This is a genomic window from Robiginitalea insularis (assembly GCF_052497835.1).
In genome coordinates this window covers 1,872,830-1,890,208 of record NZ_CP199296.1, presented here as the reverse complement: position 1 = coordinate 1,890,208, position 17,379 = coordinate 1,872,830, and the positions used below count along the sequence as shown (strand labels likewise).

The 17,379-nt window shown below is 47.4% G+C and carries 16 protein-coding genes; 14 read left to right on the top strand and 2 right to left on the bottom strand.

What is annotated here, in order from left to right; translation table 11 throughout:
* Positions 1 to 62: 62 nt before the first annotated feature.
* The 8 genes from ACT6NV_RS08610 (at position 63) to ACT6NV_RS08575 (ending at position 8,372) form a co-directional block, all read left to right on the top strand.
* Positions 63 to 830, top strand: a complete 768-nt coding sequence (locus ACT6NV_RS08610; RefSeq protein ID WP_445384076.1) for a DUF6090 family protein — start codon at positions 63 to 65, stop codon at positions 828 to 830.
* A 16-nt stretch (positions 831 to 846) separates the two neighbouring features.
* The gene (locus ACT6NV_RS08605; RefSeq protein ID WP_445384075.1) at positions 847 to 1,617 is read left to right on the top strand and encodes a DUF6090 family protein; all 771 of its coding nucleotides are present in this window, start codon (positions 847 to 849) and stop codon (positions 1,615 to 1,617) included.
* 3 nt (positions 1,618 to 1,620) lie between these two features.
* On the top strand, positions 1,621 to 2,364 hold the full coding sequence (locus ACT6NV_RS08600) for a DUF6090 family protein (RefSeq protein ID WP_445384074.1): 744 nt from the start codon (positions 1,621 to 1,623) through the stop codon (positions 2,362 to 2,364).
* Positions 2,365 to 2,428: 64 nt separating this feature from the next.
* A complete protein-coding gene (locus tag ACT6NV_RS08595; RefSeq protein ID WP_445384073.1) occupies positions 2,429 to 2,770 on the top strand; it encodes a VOC family protein in 342 nt (113 codons plus the stop codon).
* Between the two features lie 215 nt (positions 2,771 to 2,985).
* A complete protein-coding gene (locus ACT6NV_RS08590; RefSeq protein WP_445384072.1) occupies positions 2,986 to 3,624 on the top strand; it encodes a hypothetical protein in 639 nt (212 codons plus the stop codon).
* Positions 3,625 to 3,827: 203 nt separating this feature from the next.
* A complete protein-coding gene (locus tag ACT6NV_RS08585; RefSeq protein WP_445384071.1) occupies positions 3,828 to 5,555 on the top strand; it encodes an amidohydrolase in 1,728 nt (575 codons plus the stop codon).
* 75 nt (positions 5,556 to 5,630) lie between these two features.
* Positions 5,631 to 6,107 (top strand): SRPBCC family protein, encoded by a 477-nt coding sequence (locus tag ACT6NV_RS08580; RefSeq protein ID WP_445384070.1) that lies wholly within the window; start codon positions 5,631 to 5,633, stop codon positions 6,105 to 6,107.
* 132 nt (positions 6,108 to 6,239) lie between these two features.
* Complete coding sequence (locus ACT6NV_RS08575; RefSeq protein ID WP_445384069.1) at positions 6,240 to 8,372, top strand: glycoside hydrolase family 97 protein; 2,133 nt, start codon at positions 6,240 to 6,242, stop codon at positions 8,370 to 8,372.
* Positions 8,373 to 8,470: 98 nt separating this feature from the next.
* On the opposite strand, the gene ACT6NV_RS08570 is transcribed toward ACT6NV_RS08575, so the two are convergent.
* Together ACT6NV_RS08570 and ACT6NV_RS08565 are read right to left on the bottom strand one after the other, a co-directional pair.
* A complete protein-coding gene (locus ACT6NV_RS08570; RefSeq protein WP_445384068.1) occupies positions 8,471 to 9,820 on the bottom strand; it encodes an MFS transporter in 1,350 nt (449 codons plus the stop codon).
* 178 nt (positions 9,821 to 9,998) lie between these two features.
* Positions 9,999 to 10,919, bottom strand: a complete 921-nt coding sequence (locus tag ACT6NV_RS08565) for a hypothetical protein (RefSeq protein WP_445384067.1) — start codon at positions 10,917 to 10,919, stop codon at positions 9,999 to 10,001.
* Between the two features lie 324 nt (positions 10,920 to 11,243).
* Between ACT6NV_RS08565 and ACT6NV_RS08560 the strand changes: the two genes are divergently transcribed.
* The 6 genes from ACT6NV_RS08560 (at position 11,244) to ACT6NV_RS08535 (ending at position 17,353) form a co-directional block, all read left to right on the top strand.
* On the top strand, positions 11,244 to 11,519 hold the full coding sequence (locus ACT6NV_RS08560) for a hypothetical protein (protein WP_445384066.1): 276 nt from the start codon (positions 11,244 to 11,246) through the stop codon (positions 11,517 to 11,519).
* Positions 11,520 to 11,657: 138 nt separating this feature from the next.
* A complete protein-coding gene (locus ACT6NV_RS08555; RefSeq protein ID WP_445384065.1) occupies positions 11,658 to 12,713 on the top strand; it encodes a bestrophin family protein in 1,056 nt (351 codons plus the stop codon).
* A 168-nt stretch (positions 12,714 to 12,881) separates the two neighbouring features.
* Positions 12,882 to 13,964, top strand: a complete 1,083-nt coding sequence (locus tag ACT6NV_RS08550; RefSeq protein ID WP_445384064.1) for a 3-oxoacyl-ACP synthase III family protein — start codon at positions 12,882 to 12,884, stop codon at positions 13,962 to 13,964.
* A gap of 6 nt (positions 13,965 to 13,970) precedes the next feature.
* Positions 13,971 to 14,477 (top strand): GNAT family N-acetyltransferase, encoded by a 507-nt coding sequence (locus ACT6NV_RS08545; RefSeq protein ID WP_445384063.1) that lies wholly within the window; start codon positions 13,971 to 13,973, stop codon positions 14,475 to 14,477.
* 116 nt (positions 14,478 to 14,593) lie between these two features.
* Positions 14,594 to 15,526, top strand: coding sequence for a carbon-nitrogen hydrolase family protein (locus ACT6NV_RS08540; RefSeq protein WP_445384062.1), 933 nt, complete (start codon positions 14,594 to 14,596; stop codon positions 15,524 to 15,526).
* Between the two features lie 90 nt (positions 15,527 to 15,616).
* Positions 15,617 to 17,353 carry a glycoside hydrolase family 13 protein gene (locus tag ACT6NV_RS08535; RefSeq protein ID WP_445384061.1) on the top strand — a complete coding sequence of 579 codons (1,737 nt, stop codon included), beginning with the start codon at positions 15,617 to 15,619 and terminating at the stop codon, positions 17,351 to 17,353.
* Positions 17,354 to 17,379: the final 26 nt, after the last annotated feature.

Below are 17,379 nucleotides of genomic sequence, written 5' to 3'. Positions count from 1 at the left end.
ACCCTTTGCCGCCTGTATTTATTTTGTACTTTAACTATCTGATAAATCAGACCAGCCAACCCATGATCACTTTCTTGCGAAAAATCCGCCGGACCCTTATGGCAGAAAAGAATTTTACTAAATACTTACTTTATGCCATTGGAGAGATTGTGCTGGTCGTTATCGGGATCCTGATTGCCCTTCAGATCAACAATACGAATGAGGCGCGAAAAGAACGGGCCAAGGAAATCCACTACCTCTCCAACCTGAAATCCGACCTGCAAACAACCATAGAAGAACTGGACCGTTATATAGAAGTGCGCAATGGCAGTATACAGGCGGCTGAGCAGATTATTGCACATATAGAAGGGAAACCCATTGAAGACATCGAAGATTTCAACGCCCTGGGCTTACCCATCTATAACTGGCAGAAGTTCTACCAGAACAACAATACGTTCCAGGAACTGGTCAATTCCGGGAATTTGGCCCTTATATCCAATGACTCCATAATGAATACCCTTCTCAATATCGAAACCCTTTACAAAAAGCTAAAGAGCGAAGAGGAACATTACCGTTTTGACACCGAAGAACTTATTTACAAACCCCTGTACAACACTATGGATCTAAATCCCATGGTCAATAATTTTTTATACCGGGTAAGCGACGGAGCACAGGGAAAGGACACTCCTATTCCCGCGGATTATTTCGATTCGTTTTTACAAAATACGCAGATCAAGAACGGCTTTTTGATGACCATCCTGGAGTACGGGACCATGAATGCCCAGATGCAGGAAATGAAGGAGATGGCAGAAGCACTTATTATTCTGATAGATCGCGAAATAGAATCCTAGTCCTTTTACCTTCCATATGCTGCGCTTCTTCCGACAACTTCGCCAACGTCTTCTTACTGATAACAAATTCGGCAAGTACCTTCTCTATGCGGTTGGGGAGATTGCACTGGTGACAATAGGGATACTGATCGCGCTGCAGATTAACACCTGGAATGAAGAAAGCAAGAACAGGCGATTGGAAGCAACCTATTTGGCAAATCTTAAAAAAGAATTGGTATTTAACATTCAACTTGCAAATGAACAGATCGAATTCAGCGACTTCCAAATAATAAACTGCAAGCTGATTCTGGATTTACTACAAGGCAATATGCCTTATGATCCCATGGAGCTGGCCATCGCACTGGAACATGTCGGATGGAACCACGAAGTTATTTTTGTAAGTGATGTCTGGAGTGAATTATACGCCACGGGGAATATAGGGCTCATCCGTAATGAAGAAATAAAAATGAGATTGACGGATCTGTACAACGTAATGCGACTGGTCAATACCTTTCAGGAGCACGAGTGGAGCTCCTATAATTTCGGGGCGCGTCGATTGCTGGCTGACATTTTACCTCCTGCAGTCCGGCTTCATATCGATGAAAGTTTGGAGCCGGGTGGGTTTACCGGGGATAACATAACTATTACAAATCCGGAAAATATAATCAAGAGGCTACGGGAGATTGAAGGACTCCCCGGCTTTATCGTGGATATTATCCAAACACGAAAAACCTCTAATGTGTTTATGCGGGGCCAAATTAAAGGAATGAAATCCATTAATGATCTGATTGAACAGGAATTGAAATAACCCATGATAACATTTTTCCGCCATCTCCGACAAAGACTTCTTTCTGAAAACCAATTCGGCAGATATATACTGTACGCCCTTGGGGAAATTGCCCTGGTGGTAATCGGGATCCTGATCGCTTTGCAAATAGATACCTGGAACGAGGAACGGAAGTCGCAATCCGAAGAAAAGGCGATCCTGGCCAACCTGAACCGCGAATTCATGCAAAACAAGGAGGCCCTGAATGCGGTCCTGGACCTGAACGGTAAATCCTATGAAAGCGGCCTGAATATTATGGAATTAATCGGCAGCGAGCCCGGGGAACTCGGGAGCACAAACACAGACAGCCTGATCTTTAAAACAGTGGATTTCCGGCGTTTTAACCCATCCGAGAACGCCCTTTCCGACCTTATCCAATCGGGGCGGTTGCAGTTGTTGCAGAACGAAACCCTGAAAGACCTGTTGTACAACTGGTCGCGGGTATTGAAAAAAGCAGATGACAATTTTGAAGGCTACGATGACAAGGTAGAAAGGGACCTGATCCCCTACCTCACCACCCGTTACCCTCTAAAGGACATCGATGTTTACGGTGAGCTGCAATGGAAAACCAAATCTTCCCTTCAGGTAGACAAGTTTGCCATTTTCGGGGATTTGGAATATGAAAACCTTATGGACGATTTGTTATACCGCCTGTTGGTATACCGAAATGATCTAATGGAAGCGGGGACTATTATTGATGGGATTATTTCAGAAACCGAAGCCTTATGAACTCTTTTGTTGGAATTTGAATGGGTGGTGATGGGATATGGTATCAATATTAAACCTGGCAATTATGCAAAACAACCATATTGATTACATAGAATTTAAGGCCTCAGACCTTGAAAAGATTAAATCCTTCTACAGCAGTGTGTTTGAATGGAAATTCACTGACTACGGCCCTACCTATACCTCCTTTGAAGGAAGCGGGGTTGCCGGAGGCTTTGAAATATCCGAAAACCCAACTGTCAATGGGGCCCTGATTGTTCTGTATCACGAAAACCTTAAGGCCGTCATGGAAAAAATTGAAGCTGCCGGGGGATCCATAACCCGGGATATTTTTGCTTTCCCCGGGGGTGAGCGCTTTCATTTTCAAGACCCGGGCGGGAATGAGCTCGCTGTTTGGAGCGATAAGTAAGCTGCAGTAGCTATTTAATAGAGTCTGTTATAATGCCTTTATATTTTACAGGAAGATCTTAGCCTCCCAAGGCTTCAGAGGTAATTGATTTTCAATTTATTAAGATTGAATTTCACCTCTTAAAATGCCCCTAAAAAGAGAAATATTTATTATCTTATAGTTTCTATATAAGGCCTTTACAGGCGCCAGAGTCTTGGTAAAAAAACTATAAAGCAATGTCTGCAGAACTCATCATTATCATCATTGGAATTTTATTTCTGCTTCTGGGATTGAGTACGGCCATAAAACGCCAGGGGGAACCCCTGGGGCTGGTGAACACGAACCTGGGGGTTGCCCTCGGGGTAATCGGGATACTACTGATCATTTACGGTGGGTTTTCGTACGGAACCCTGATCCCACCCGGGCAGGTCGAAACCGTGGTTGTTGAAGACAAGAAACCGGTAGAATATCCGGTAAAGGACATACAGGTCATTTCCCCTCTGCAAGGCGATTCCGTAAAATGCCGCATCCTGACCATGGGGGTTTATCCCATGGGGCATAATAAGGATATCTGGGTGTTGTTAAAACCTACTGACGAGAAATATTACCCACAATCTGATGACACCAACACTTCGTTTAAACACAACGGGGAATGGCAGGTTATTACCCGCTTCGGGGGAGACCAGGGGGAGGCCTTTGATGTGGTTATCTATGAAACCAATTCAGCGGCCACTGAATTCTTCAGCAACACCATTGCAGACTGGAAGGCTGCAGAAAGCTACCCGGGCCTGGAAGTGGAAGAAATACCTGTAGGGGCAGTTGAAGTAGACAGAATCACAGTTTACCTTGAGGGGAGTTGCAGGGGGGTATTTTGATTAACCTCCATTTGTTTCCGTAATTAAAAATCTAAATAAAGCCCGTATCAACCTTAAGGACCCGGACGGCAAACTGCTGTTCCTGGCAAAAAACAAATAATTTCTGGCTCCGGAATAGCTACACATTTCATAATCCATAAGGGGGAAGGAAAGGAAACATATCCCAATTAAAATTGTAAATTCAACCCAATAAACATACACCAATGCATATACAAAAAAGTGTCTTAGGGACCTTGTTGGCTGCCTGCCTGATTTTGACGGCCTGTTCCAAAACCGAAAAAGAATCGGCCACCTTATTGATCTACGGAGGCCCTATCTATACTGTGGATACCACCCAGGCAATGGTGGAAGCCGTTGCAACCAAAGACAATACCATCCTCTTTGCAGGAAGCCTGGAAGAAGCAAAGCAATACCAGACAGAACAAACCCAGGTAATCGATTTGCAGGGAAAGACCATGACTCCCGGGCTGATAGAAGGCCACGGGCATTTTATGGGCCTGGGGTATAACGAACTGGACCTGGACCTGATGAATACCACCAGCTACCAGGAAATTGTGGATGCCGTGGCTGAAAAGGTAGCCGAAGCCGAGCCCGGGGAATGGATTACGGGAAGGGGCTGGCACCAGAGCAAATGGGAAGAAATACCGGAGGAAGTGGTCAAGGGGTTTCAGACCCACGACCTGTTGAGTTCCGTGTCCCCGGATAACCCGGTATACCTGCGTCACGCCAGTGGCCATGCTGGCTTTGCCAACGCCAGGGCGATGGAGATTGCAGGGATCAGCATACTTCCTGGAGAAGGAGCAGATACCTACGAAATAGAAGGCGGGGAAGTTCTCAGGGATAACCTGGGCAGGCCCACCGGTATCTTTAACGAAAGGGCACAAACCCTGATCACCCGGCATATACCGGAAAATACCCCGGAGCGGGATATAAAAGCTTTTGAAATGGCTGTGGCAGCCTGTCACAGAAACGGGATCACAGGCTTCCACGATGCGGGCATCGGCCGGGAAACCATTGCGCTCTACGAACAAATGAAAGAATCAGGTAAAATGAATATCCGCCTGTTTACCATGCTCACCGGCTGGGACCCTGAATTACTGGAGGAATGGTATGAAAGGGGGCCGCAAATAGATACAGCACATTTGCTGACCATTCGGTCCATTAAATTAAACTGCGACGGGGCCCTGGGTTCCCGTGGTGCCTGGCTGCTGGAACCCTATACAGACCGGCCCGGGCATTACGGCCACGAGACCCTGCCCATGGAAATTGTAAAGGAAACAGCTCTTAATGGCCTGCAAAACGGTTTCCAGGTTTGTTCCCATGCGATTGGGGACCGGGCCAACCGCGAGATCCTGGACCGGTATGAGGCTGCTTTCAAAGAACTTCCCGACCTGGCAGGGGACCATCGCTTCCGAATAGAACACGCTCAGCACCTGCATCCTGAGGATATCCCGCGCTTTGCCGAATTGGGAGTTATCCCGGCCATGCAGGCCATCCACATGTCATCAGACCGACCCTGGGCGATTGACCGCCTGGGCGAGAAACGCATTAAGGAAGGAGCCTATATGTGGCAATCCCTGCTGCAGAGCGGGATTCCAATCGTAAACGGGACAGACGTTCCGGTAGAACCCCTGGACCCCATCCCAAGTTTCTATGCCAGCATCAGCCGCAAAACCCTGAAGGGAACGCCAGAGGAAGGGTATGAACCTGCAGAACGGATGACACGGGAACAGGCCCTGAGGTCTTATACCCTTGATGCAGCTTACGGAGCCTTTGAAGAGGATATAAAGGGATCCATCACACCCGGGAAACTGGCAGACTTTACCATCTACAACCAGGACCTGATGACAGTACCCGAGCCATCAGTGCTGGATACCGAGGTAGTGATGACCATTTTTAATGGGGAAGTAGTATACAGCAAGAAGGAGTAGGGTCAAAGACAAACAACACATTGCGAGGCCCTGAAATGTTTGTCATTGGCATGCCAAACCCAAAAACTGAAAACAATGGATTCCAGGAAATCAAATGCATACGCTGAAGCCGGTATGCTTATCCGTAAACCCGTATCAGAAGTTTTTCAGGCAATAACCGACCCGCAAATAACGACACACTTCTGGTTTACCAAAAGCTCCGGAGCGCTTAAGGAAGGCAAAGAGATTCGCTGGACCTGGGAAATGTACAACCACAGTGTTGATGTTTCGGTGATAAAAATTGAGCCTGATAAAAGTATACTGATGAGCTGGGGAAACAAAGGGAAGCAGACACAACTTAATTGGTCCTTCAGGCCCCTTGCGAATGATAAAACTTATATTTCCGTTGTAAATAGTGGCTTTGATGGCAGCACAGATGAAATCCTTTCGACTGTCCGGGATGCAACTGGCGGTTTTTCCTGGGTACTTGCCGGCTTAAAGGCCTATCTGGAGCACGGTATAGATCTGAACCTGATTGCCGACCGCTACCCCAGAGAATTGGGATCGCATTAGGGTTCTGAGACGGAAGTCCTCAAAAACTGCACTTTCTTCCTGCCTATAAATTACGTAAATTAAGGCCTCGAAATTTTAATTATCAGCGAACTCCTTTGCCTTAATGCAAGGGTCCTAAATAAGTTTAAACCAATGAACAAATACTATCTTTTATCTTTTATGCTTGTACTTTTCAGCCTTACCTCCTGTGAGACAGAACCAGAATCCCTGACGCTCAGTTCTCCGGATGGCAACAACCAGATCACCTTTGACCTGACTGAGAAAGGAGAACCCTTTTACATGGTGGCACATAAAAACGAAACGGTAGTTGACAGCTCGTTTATGAGCTTTGAGCTAAAAGACCTGCCGGCACTTGCAGATAACTTTAAGGTTACTGCATCTCAGGTGGAAACCCTGGATGAGACCTGGGAAATGCCCTGGGGGGAGCAATTGGAAGTCCGAAACAACTACAACGGCCTGATGGTATCCCTGGAAGAAAAGGATGGGGAAAAGCGCAAGGTCAACATCCACTTTAAGGCTTTTAACGACGGGGTGGCCTTCCGTTATGAATTCCCCGAACAGGAAAACCTGAAGGACATCCTTATCCTTGATGAAAACACCGAGTTTAATCTTACCGGAGATCATACAGTATGGTGGATTCCTGGAGACTGGGACATTTACGAACACCTGTATAACGAAACCAAATTCTCCGAAATTGACGCCCTCTCCAAGCGGGACGTCCCGGACTTGGCGGCCACCTATATTCCAGAAAATGCAGTGAACACCCCGGTAACCATGAAAACCAATACCGGCCTTTACCTGAGTTTCCACGAAGCCGACCTTACCAACTATGCCGGGATGACCCTCAAGGTTGACCCGGAAAACCACCGAATGGTAAGTGAACTGGTTGGTTCAGAGCGACTGGGTGGGAAAGCACAGCTAAGCTTGCCATTCAATACGCCATGGCGAACCATTCAGATAGCCGAAAAAGCGGGAGACCTTATTGAATCCAAAATGACCCTGAACCTGAATGACCCGAATGCCATCGGGGATGTTAGCTACTTCACGCCCATGAAATATGTGGGGATCTGGTGGGAGATGCACATTGGTAAATCTACCTGGGACATGGAGGGCAGCCAGGACATGAATACCTGGACGACGGGAAAAGTAGGGTCTTCCCAGCATGGGGCTACCACCGAAAACGCAAAGCGTTATATCGATTTTGCCTCAGAGAACGGAATTAAAGGCTTATTGGTAGAAGGCTGGAATACCGGCTGGGACCAGTGGCTGAATTCGGAAGACCGCGAAGGGATTTTTGACTTTATGACGCCTTATGCGGATTACGATTTTGACGAGGTAATGCGCTATGCCAATGAAAAAGGGGTAGAGGTGATTATGCACCACGAAACCTCAGCAGCCCCCCTCACCTATGAAAAACAAATGGAAGAGGCTTATAATTTTATGAAAGCCAATGGAATGAATTCCGTTAAAACGGGCTATGTGGGCAAGATCATCCCGAAAGGAGAATACCACCACGGCCAATGGATGGTGAACCACTACCAGAAAGTACTGGAGAAAGCTGCAGAGAAAAAAATAGCCGTAAATGCGCATGAGCCCATTAAGGCCACCGGCAAACGAAGGACTTATCCGAACGCCATAGCCAGGGAAGGCCTGAGGGGGCAGGAATTCAACGCCTGGTCTGCAGACGGGGGCAACCCTCCGGACCACCTCCCGACGGTAGCGTTTACCCGCATGCTTTCCGGCCCCATCGATTTTACACCCGGGGTTTTCAACATCAAATTTGAAGAATACAAAAAAGACAACAGGGTAAGCACGACCCTGGCCCACCAACTGGCCCTGTACGTGGTGATCTACAGCCCCATACAGATGGCTTGCGACCTGCCGGAACATTATATGCTGGATGGCAGGGTCCACCCGGCCTTTCAGTTCATTACCGATGTGGGGGTAGACTGGCAGCAATCCAAGGTCCTGAACGGGGAAGTTGGTGACTTTGTTACCATCGCCAGGCAGGAACGGAAAACCGGAAACTGGTTCGTAGGGGGTATTACGGATGAAAATGAAAGGACCCTCAACCTGACATTAGACTTCCTGGAAGACGGAAAAACGTATTCCGCAAACGTATACCGGGATGCAGAGGATGCCCACTGGGAAACCAATCCACAGGCCTACGCCATTGAAGCCATGGAAGTAAAAAAGGGTGACCAAATGGATATCCGCCTTGCCCCGGGCGGCGGCTTTGCGATCAGTATTGTGGAGAAGGAGTAATTTAACACATTTGCCAAAACGCAATCCACGAACCCTGAATGCCAGAGTAGCGCTAATGAAGAAGGTTTGCCTGACGCCCTTATTGGAAATTTAAGGAATCAGTGCCCTCCCCCCATCGGCATGGGAGCATCTTCCCCTTCGGAAGATTTTGGTTCCTTTAACCTCAGGGCCAGCAATCCGGAAATCACAAAAAAGACCCCGCCAAAAAGGATGGCATTGATGGCACTGTTGCCCAGCAGGTTTTTAACGATGGGCCCGAAAGAAAGGGTCTGAATTCCCATGGGAATTACAATCATCATATTGAGGATTCCCATATACACCCCACGGCGTTCCTGAGGCACGATTTTGGACACCATGGAATACGGTATTCCCATCATGGCAGCCCAGCCAATCCCGAATAAAACCATCGGAAACAAGACCAGCAACGGATCGTGTATATAAGGGATTGAGAGCATCGCAATAGCCGTGAGGAACAAGCTGGCTGTATATACTTTCTTACCGCCATAGCGCACGGCCAGGGGTACCAGGGCAAGGGCAATGACCATGGTAGTGACATTATAGGTGGTATTCATTTTGGCAGCCTGGCTCAACGCCTCCGACTGGTCAAAATTCATGGACTCCCGAAAAAGCGGGGCAATGAATTGCCAGTAAACAAACAGGGCATACCACTGAAAAAGATATACACCCGAGAGTTTCCACATAAAATTGGGCATATCCTTAATGGCCTCTACTATTTCCATAAAGGGAGCCCGGATGCGATCTTTTAAAGGTTTGGCATTATGAATTTTCATTTCCTCCATCTCTTCGTAAGAAGGCGGGATTTCCGGCGTCCTCAGGACCGACCATAAAATAGTGGTTACGGAAAGGATAGCCCCTATAAAGAAGGAGTAATACAACCAGCGGGGAATGGAATCCGCCGCCTCGGTAACCGTTTCAGCTCCACCAAACCAATCCTGAAACAGGAAAATTGAGGCGTTGGCCAGTACAATTCCGGCACCAACAAAAAGGCTTTGCATCTGGTAACCAAAGCTCATTTGTTTGTCGTTGAGTTTATCCCCAACGAACGCACGGTAAGGCTCCATGGCCATATTATTTCCAACATCCAGTATCCAAAGGAGACCCACGGCAAACCACAGGGCCGGGCTGAATGGAAAGGCAAATAAACAGAGGCTTCCCAGCAGGGCACCGATAAGAAAGAAGGGCTTCCTCCTTCCCCATCGGGGAGACCAGGTTTTATCCGATATGGCCCCAATGATGGGTTGGACAATAAGCCCGGTAACGGGCCCGGCAATATTGAGTATGGGCAAATCTTCATGGTTGGCCCCTAAAAATGAAAAAATCGGGTTTACAGCGGTTTGCTGCAACCCGAAACTGAACTGGATCCCCAGGAATCCAACATTCATATTAAAGATCTGCCAGAACGTAAGCCTTGGTTTGATAATTTTCATCCCGGTGGTTTTGGGTGGTTTGGTTTGTCTGTATCCAACATTTCGGACCGTTAAATATAGAAATTATATCAGGACGGGGAGGAATCTTTAATCAGAAACGCTACTAACAACCAGGCATTCCCCAGCCAAAACCGGATTCGCCTTCCAAATAACAGGATATCTCTAAGCCTTATTCCTGCTATTGCTGGTTAAAATATTCCTTCCGGTAAAACTGTCCTATTTCCTTCTCCATAAGGAGGACTTCGGGCTTATCCTTGCGCAATCCCACCTGCCAGTCATTGTAAATTTCCCATGCTTCATTTTCAAAAACAGGCTGTCCAAACTGCTCAACCAGGGCGGCCCTAACCCGTGCTTCTTCCCCTTTTCCAGTGAGGATCCATACCACGTTTAAAACCCCATCCCCGAAGCGAGCTTCCACCTTTCTGGGGAACCCCAGATAAGGAATCCCGAAACAATTTAGCTGCACCTGTGCGTTTGGGTCGGACCCGTCAAGGGTCTCTTCATATAAAAAACTACTCTGTTGTTCAAGAACAGTCTTCATTTTATCAAAACTCCCTCCCATTTCAATAAATTCAGGAATCTTACCCGAATTGGGCATAAGCGGTACCGATTCAGAGGCTCCCCCCAAGTAGGGATTCTTCCAGGTAAACAAATTTGGGTGCACGGCTTCTTCAGTCATGATCCAAACAGCATCCTCCTGTTTGTTCAGGAATAATTTATCCTCAAAATATACCTCATACCCCATAAAAACCTGGGCGCTGTCCCGGTCCTGTCTGGCAAAGGTCTCGTATGCATTTCCCCTGGCTTCTATATAGGAAAGCTCGTTATCGGCAAAGGTAAAGACCGCCCGGTCGATCAGGCCGGATTCAAGCTGAACCGAATGGCAGACCAGATGCGTTTCCCCCTGGCGTGCCAGCGGAAAAACAGGAGCTTCTGCCCGGATGGTTTGTATGTTTCCTGAAATTGGGGTCAGTTTTTGCCTGACGGCATCTACAGACTGCTTCAAATGGATTCCGTTAAATGCGGTTTCCGCTTGCGCAATTATAGAAAGGGGCAGTAACAATAACAGCCCGGAGGTTAGCAACTTGTTCGCTTTCATTGTTAAAAATTTATAGTAAGGATGATTGCAGTAAGGAATTGTTACAGATGTGAAAAAACTACCGAAACCCAACTTTCAAGGAAGAAGGAATCAATTGGGAAAACGCCAAAATGATTACTTTTATTCACCAAATAGTTGTTATAACAAATTATGACCTCCTAAAGATTCTGGTTTTGGTTTAGCCTTTTTGTATTTTTAACCGCCCTGTTTTTACTGGTTACAGGCTCCCCCCTACTAACCCTTGCCCTTTCGGAAAACCCTGAGTTTCCACTTGGAAACCTGATTACCTGGGCAGGACTTATTGCCCTTCCAATTTGTATCCTTTTGGGTTCAGAAGGACTTCGAAAACCTCATACCAAATTTGGAAGAGTGCTGAAAGTGGCTTTAAAAGGTGTGGTTGTACTTGCTGTTCTATGGGTTCCCCTCTGCGCCCTGCTGGCAGGGAATTTAACGAATACGTTTTCAGAAAAGGCTTCCTTTCAGGGCGGACAATTAGCTGCGCAACTGTTCTGGATATATAGCTACGGCCTTGCTGCGGCACCCCTCCTTATTTTAGTATGCCACTGGATTGCAGGTTTCTTCCACAGCAAAAAGGCATAAGGATAATCCCGTCATTACATGACTTTTAAGCACAAAACTGTTTTGCTTTTGTATTAATAATCCTATCTTGTTGGAGAGCTTTACAAGATAAAGTCAGCAATCCCAAGTGCTCTTTTTAGCTCTCTAACAACCTGAACCATGTATACCAAAAAAGTCTACCGCATATTTGATATGGTGCGCTGGACACGTTACGAAACCCTGGTGTTTATCCTTATTATCGGACTATGGGTTTGCGCATATTTTTTCCTGGACCTGGACTGGCTCAGGATCCCCTGGACGCCTATGGCCCTGATCGGGACGGCGGTTGCTTTTATTATCGGGTTTCAGAATAACGCCGTATACGGGCGAATCTGGGAGTCCCGCAAGATCTGGGGTGGGATTGTGAATACCTCAAGGACGCTGGGAGTATATGCTAAGGATATGATCACCCTGGAGCAGGGGCCGAAAGGTATCACTGAAAAAGACATTGCCGTTATTGTCAAAAAAGTGACGTACCGGCACCTGGCCTGGCTTACAGCTTTAAGGCATTCCATGCGACAGCAAAAAAGCTGGGAAACCACCTTTAGGCATAAAACCAATTCGGAATGGGGCATTCTCCCCCCGGAACGAAAATCCAGCCTGGAAGCAGATCTGAGGCCTTACCTTTCCGATGAGGATCTGAATTACGTACTAAGCAAGGGAAATCCGCAGACAGCTGTCCTGTATCTGCAATCCCATCATTTCAGAAAGCTAAAAGAACAGGGGGTGATCTGGGAGTTTTCCTTTCTGGAACTTGAGGGCCTTCTACAGGAGCTTTTTACGCTACAGGGACAATCGGAACGCATCAAGAATTTTCCATACCCCCGCCAATACGCCTCCCTGAATCATTACTTTATGTGGTTGTTACTGATGCTGCTCCCTATGGCGCTCATCCCCCAATTTATGGATATCGGCAAGGGGTTATCCGAAACCTACCCGCTTATTTCGAGATTGTTTATCTGGTTCAGTATTCCCATCTACGTGGCGGTAGCCTGGATGTTCCATACCATGGAGCGCATTGGAAGGACGGGGGAAAACCCCTTTGAGGGTACTTCTAATGATGTACCCATCTCCACCATTGCCAGGGGGATAGAAATAGACCTCAGACAGAACCTGGGGGAAGATGCCAGCGAAATACCACAGCAATTTCCTGCAGATTTCGGGGTGCAGTTTTAAGTGGTCCACGAAAAAAACAGGGGTTCGGCTGTGATACAGCAAAGGATACGGAATTCTTGACGTACCTTTGTAATACAGGATTTGCAAGATGACCTTTAAGCCGCAGAAAGGTCGTCAGGTACCTGAATAGTAGTAATCTCATAGCGGCAGTTCTTGCCAGGTTGAATTATGAGCAGTAAAATTTACAGTGTCATTACAGGGACAGGAAGTTATATTCCAACCCAAAAGGTCAAAAATGAAGCCTTTCTCGAGAATGAATTTTACGGGGCTGATCAGCAGAAATTAAAAAAGTCCAATCAGCAAATTATTGAAAAACTTGAGGAAATCACTACCATCAGGGAAAGGCGCTATGTAAAGGACCATCTCGTTACCTCAGATATCGCATACTTTGCAGCCAGGGATGCCATAACCTCTTCAGGAGTGGATGCGGAGACCCTTGACTACATTATTGTGGCCCACAATTTCGGGGATGTAAAACACAACAGCCAAAGAATTGACCTGGTACCCACCCTGGCGGCAAGGGTTAAACATAAATTGGGTATTAAGAACCCTGCCACGGTAGCTTATGACCTTCCTTTTGGCTGCCCCGGCTGGCTGCAGGGACTCATACAGGCAGATTACTATATCAAATCAGGGGATGCGCAGAAGATTTTGGTAATTGGCGCAGAGGTACTCTCCAGGGTAATCGATTCGCATGACATGGATAGCATGTTGTATTCCGACGGAGCCGGAGCAACCCTTCTGGAGGCCCGGGAAAGTGAGGAACCTACAGGGATTCTTGCCCATTCGACCCGTTCGGACACCTATTTGTATTCTGAAATGTTATACATGGGTCCCTCCTATAAACCGGAATCCAAAAAATCGAGGAATATCTTCCTGAAGATGCACGGGCGTAAACTCTATCAGTATGCCCTGGAAACTGTGCCGCAGGCCATCAAGAGTTGTTTGGAAAAAAGCAATACCCCCATTGAGAAGATCAAAAAAGTACTGATCCACCAGGCCAATGGAAAAATGGATGACGCCATCCTGAAAAGGCTATACGCACTCTACGGGATAAATACTCCGCCGGAAGGGGTTATGCCCATGACCATTGATACCCTGGGAAATTCATCTGTGGCTACCGTACCAACCCTGCTGGATCTCATCCTGAAAAACCAGATGGAGCCCCATCACCTGCAAAAGGGAGACCTTGTGGTTTTTGCCTCGGTTGGGGCCGGAATGAATATCAATGCTGCCGTTTACAGAATGTAATCCAATATGGATTTACAGCCCACCCTCGAAAATGAGTTCCTCAAATTAAGGCCGCTTCAGGCGAATGACAAAGCAGTCCTTTTTAAGGCAGCCTCCGATCCGCTGATCTGGGAACAACACCCCAACAAGCGCAACCAAGCTGCAGAATTTGAACGCTTCTTTGCGGAGTCCCTGGCATCCTGCGGGGCCCTGGCCATCATCGACCAGTTAAACCAGCAGATTATCGGGAGTTCCCGCTTTAAGCGAATAGTGGATTTTCCAAATGGTATCGAAATTGGCTGGTCTTTTCTAAAAAGGGATTATTGGGGCGGAACTTACAACCGGCTTTTTAAGGAATTAATGATTAGCCATGCTTTTCAGCAAGTAGACTATGTTTTCTTCCACATTGCCCCGGAAAATATCCGATCTCAGAAAGCTGTTGAGAAACTTGGGGGGAAACCCATAACTCCCGGGCTCCAAAAGCAGTTCCCTGAGCGCAAAGACCGAATTACCTATTTCCTGAAAAAACTGTAAAGGCCCTGAATACCTACAGGGGCAGCTTCTCAATATTTCCCTATCTTTAAAAATATGGATGCCCATAAGACCACAGTATGAATAAAGGCGCATCCATAAACTTAAGTGTGATATAAATGACCGTTAAGGTATGCTTAATCCAGGACAGCCCGGTTTTCTTTGACAAAGCCGCCACCCTGGACAAAATCGAAACCCTGGTACAGACCTATTCCAGGAAAGGTGCAGAACTCATTGTGTTTCCTGAATCCTTTATTCCCGGCTATCCCAGGGGGTTTACGTTCGGGACCAGTATCGGGAGCAGAAGTGCCGAAGGCAGGAAATTATATGCTGAATACCACGAGCAAAGCCTGGACCTGGATTCCCCCGATCTGAAACGCCTGGAAGTGCTATCCAAAAAAACCGGGGCATACCTGGTAATAGGGGTTACCGAAAAACAGCGGAAAAACGGCAGTCTTTACTGTTCTATGCTTTATATCTCCCCCTCTGAAGGTTTACTCGGGGTACATCGAAAAATCAAACCCACGGCTGCAGAGCGATACGTTTGGGCAGAAGCCGACGGCAGTTCGCTGGTTACATTTCAGACGCGCATCGGTATATTGGGAGGCCTTATTTGCTGGGAGAATTACATGCCGCTTGCCCGTATGGCGATGTATCGGCAGGGGGTTGAAATCTATATAGCCCCAACCGCCGATTCCAGGGAGAGCTGGGTTAGCAGTATGCAACACATTGCCCTTGAAGGCCGGTGTTTTGTGTTGGCCTGCAACCAGTTCTTTACTAAAGCCATGTATCCAGTGCGTTATCTGGATCAGCTTTCTGATAGTCCGGAACCCTTTTGCAGGGGCGGCAGCCTGATCGTTTCCCCCCTTGGGGAAATACTGGAAGGACCCCTGTACGATACCGCCGGTGCCCTGATGGCTACCCTGGACCTGCGCAAAATACCCGAAAGCAGGATGGATTTTGATCCCGCCGGGCATTATTCACGTGATGATATCTTTAAATTCGAAGCAATCGGGCAACCCCCTCTAAAGAAAGAGCGATCAGGTAAATAATTGATGATTTTAATGTAACCTGCTTTAAGCTATTAATTCTGAATGTAATCCCTTAAATTTAAGGTTCCGGCCCACTTGAAACCAACCATTATGAAAAAATCGCTTTATCTCTTACTGCTACTGCTGATTCCCCTCGCCTGTGCGGAAAATATGAACAAGCCTGACGAAAAAACTGAAATTGCGAACCGCGCCTGGTGGAAGGAAGGGGTTATTTATCAGATTTACCCCCGAAGTTTTAAGGATAGTGACGGGGACGGGGTTGGAGACCTGAGGGGGGTGATTGACAAACTGGATTACATTGAAAGCCTCGGGGTGAAAATGGTCTGGATGAACCCCTTTTTCGAGTCTCCCATGGTAGACAATGGATACGATGTAAGTGATTACCGGGCTATTTTGCCGGCCTTTGGCAGCATGGAGGATTTTGACGAGTTGCTGGCCGGCCTGCACCAGCGCGATATCAAATTTGTGCTGGATGTGGTGGTGAACCACAGCAGTGACCAGCACGAGTGGTTTAAACAGTCCAGGAGTTCCAGGGACAACCCCTATCGGGATTATTACCACTGGTGGCCCGCAGAAAAAGGCGACCCCCCTTACCGCTACAGTCTATTTGATGCAGAAGGGAATGCCTGGAAATACGATTCCATTACGGATGCCTATTACCTGCATTATTTTGCGGCCGAACAACCGGACCTCAACTGGGAAAACCCCAAAGTCCGGGAAGAAGTCTATGACATCATGAAGTTCTGGGCGGATAAAGGCGTTGATGGCTTTCGCCTGGATGCCTTCCAGTTTGTCAGCAAGGACACCACTTTCCCTGCCTGGCCTAAAGGCTATGAGAAGGATTTTATCAAATACGTGGGCATGGGTCCGCATCTGCACAATTACCTGCAGGAAATGAACCGGGAGGTTTTTAGCAAATACGATGTGTTCTCCGTTTCGGAAGGGGCCGGCTCTACTTTTGAGGATGCCCATATGCTGGTTGATGCAGACCGGAACGAATTGGATATGGCCTATCATTTCGAGACTGTGGACCTGGTCAACTCCCTGGAAGGATACAAGTTGAAGGAGCTTAAAAACGTCTTCTCAAAATGGGACAGTGCCTTTGCTGAAAAAGGCTGGATTTCCATTTTCCTTTCCAACCACGACGTCTCCCGTATTGTCAGTCGCTTTGGGAACGATACTCCCGAATACAGAAGCCCATCTGCCAAACTGCTGACAACCTTTTTACTAAGTATGCGGGGCACCCCATACACCTATTACGGAGACGAGCTGGGGATGACCAATATCGATTTTCAAAGCATTGAGCAATACCAGGATATCGCCGCCATAAACGGATACCAGAAAGCGCTATCGGAAGGTGCCGATATGGAGCTGCATATGCAGGCCCTGAATTTCCTCTCACGGGACAACGGTCGCACCCCCATGCAGTGGGACAGTACAGAACATGCAGGGTTTAGCACGGCAACACCCTGGTTGCCGGTAAATGAAAACTACACGGAAATCAATGTAGCCGCCCAGGAATCCGATCCGAACAGCGTGCTCAACCATTTCCGTGCAATGACCGCGCTCAGAAATAACAACCAGGTACTGATTTACGGTGACTACAAAATGCTGGCGCCCGACCACGAGCAAATTTATGCCTATACCCGAACCCTGGGAGAAGACCAAATGCTGGTCTTGCTGAATTTTTCGGAAAGCCCGGCCCGGATAGCATTACCGGAAGGATGGGGCGCTGGCAAGGCAATAATCAACAACTATACAACCCTTGAAAATGACGGGACGACGGTATCCCTTAAGCCCTGGCAGGCCGTTATCATGCAACCCTAAACAATTAAGACAATAACCAACATCCT

Coding starts and splice junctions, on each gene's coding strand:
- ACT6NV_RS08610 (WP_445384076.1), top strand. CDS start 63: ATGATCACTTTCTTGCGAAAAATCCGCCGGACCCTTATGGCAGAAAAG.
- ACT6NV_RS08605 (WP_445384075.1), top strand. CDS start 847: ATGCTGCGCTTCTTCCGACAACTTCGCCAACGTCTTCTTACTGATAAC.
- ACT6NV_RS08600 (WP_445384074.1), top strand. CDS start 1,621: ATGATAACATTTTTCCGCCATCTCCGACAAAGACTTCTTTCTGAAAAC.
- ACT6NV_RS08595 (WP_445384073.1), top strand. CDS start 2,429: ATGCAAAACAACCATATTGATTACATAGAATTTAAGGCCTCAGACCTT.
- ACT6NV_RS08590 (WP_445384072.1), top strand. CDS start 2,986: ATGTCTGCAGAACTCATCATTATCATCATTGGAATTTTATTTCTGCTT.
- ACT6NV_RS08585 (WP_445384071.1), top strand. CDS start 3,828: ATGCATATACAAAAAAGTGTCTTAGGGACCTTGTTGGCTGCCTGCCTG.
- ACT6NV_RS08580 (WP_445384070.1), top strand. CDS start 5,631: ATGGATTCCAGGAAATCAAATGCATACGCTGAAGCCGGTATGCTTATC.
- ACT6NV_RS08575 (WP_445384069.1), top strand. CDS start 6,240: ATGAACAAATACTATCTTTTATCTTTTATGCTTGTACTTTTCAGCCTT.
- ACT6NV_RS08570 (WP_445384068.1), bottom strand. CDS start 9,820: ATGAAAATTATCAAACCAAGGCTTACGTTCTGGCAGATCTTTAATATG.
- ACT6NV_RS08565 (WP_445384067.1), bottom strand. CDS start 10,919: ATGAAAGCGAACAAGTTGCTAACCTCCGGGCTGTTATTGTTACTGCCC.
- ACT6NV_RS08555 (WP_445384065.1), top strand. CDS start 11,658: ATGTATACCAAAAAAGTCTACCGCATATTTGATATGGTGCGCTGGACA.
- ACT6NV_RS08550 (WP_445384064.1), top strand. CDS start 12,882: ATGAGCAGTAAAATTTACAGTGTCATTACAGGGACAGGAAGTTATATT.
- ACT6NV_RS08545 (WP_445384063.1), top strand. CDS start 13,971: ATGGATTTACAGCCCACCCTCGAAAATGAGTTCCTCAAATTAAGGCCG.
- ACT6NV_RS08540 (WP_445384062.1), top strand. CDS start 14,594: ATGACCGTTAAGGTATGCTTAATCCAGGACAGCCCGGTTTTCTTTGAC.
- ACT6NV_RS08535 (WP_445384061.1), top strand. CDS start 15,617: ATGAAAAAATCGCTTTATCTCTTACTGCTACTGCTGATTCCCCTCGCC.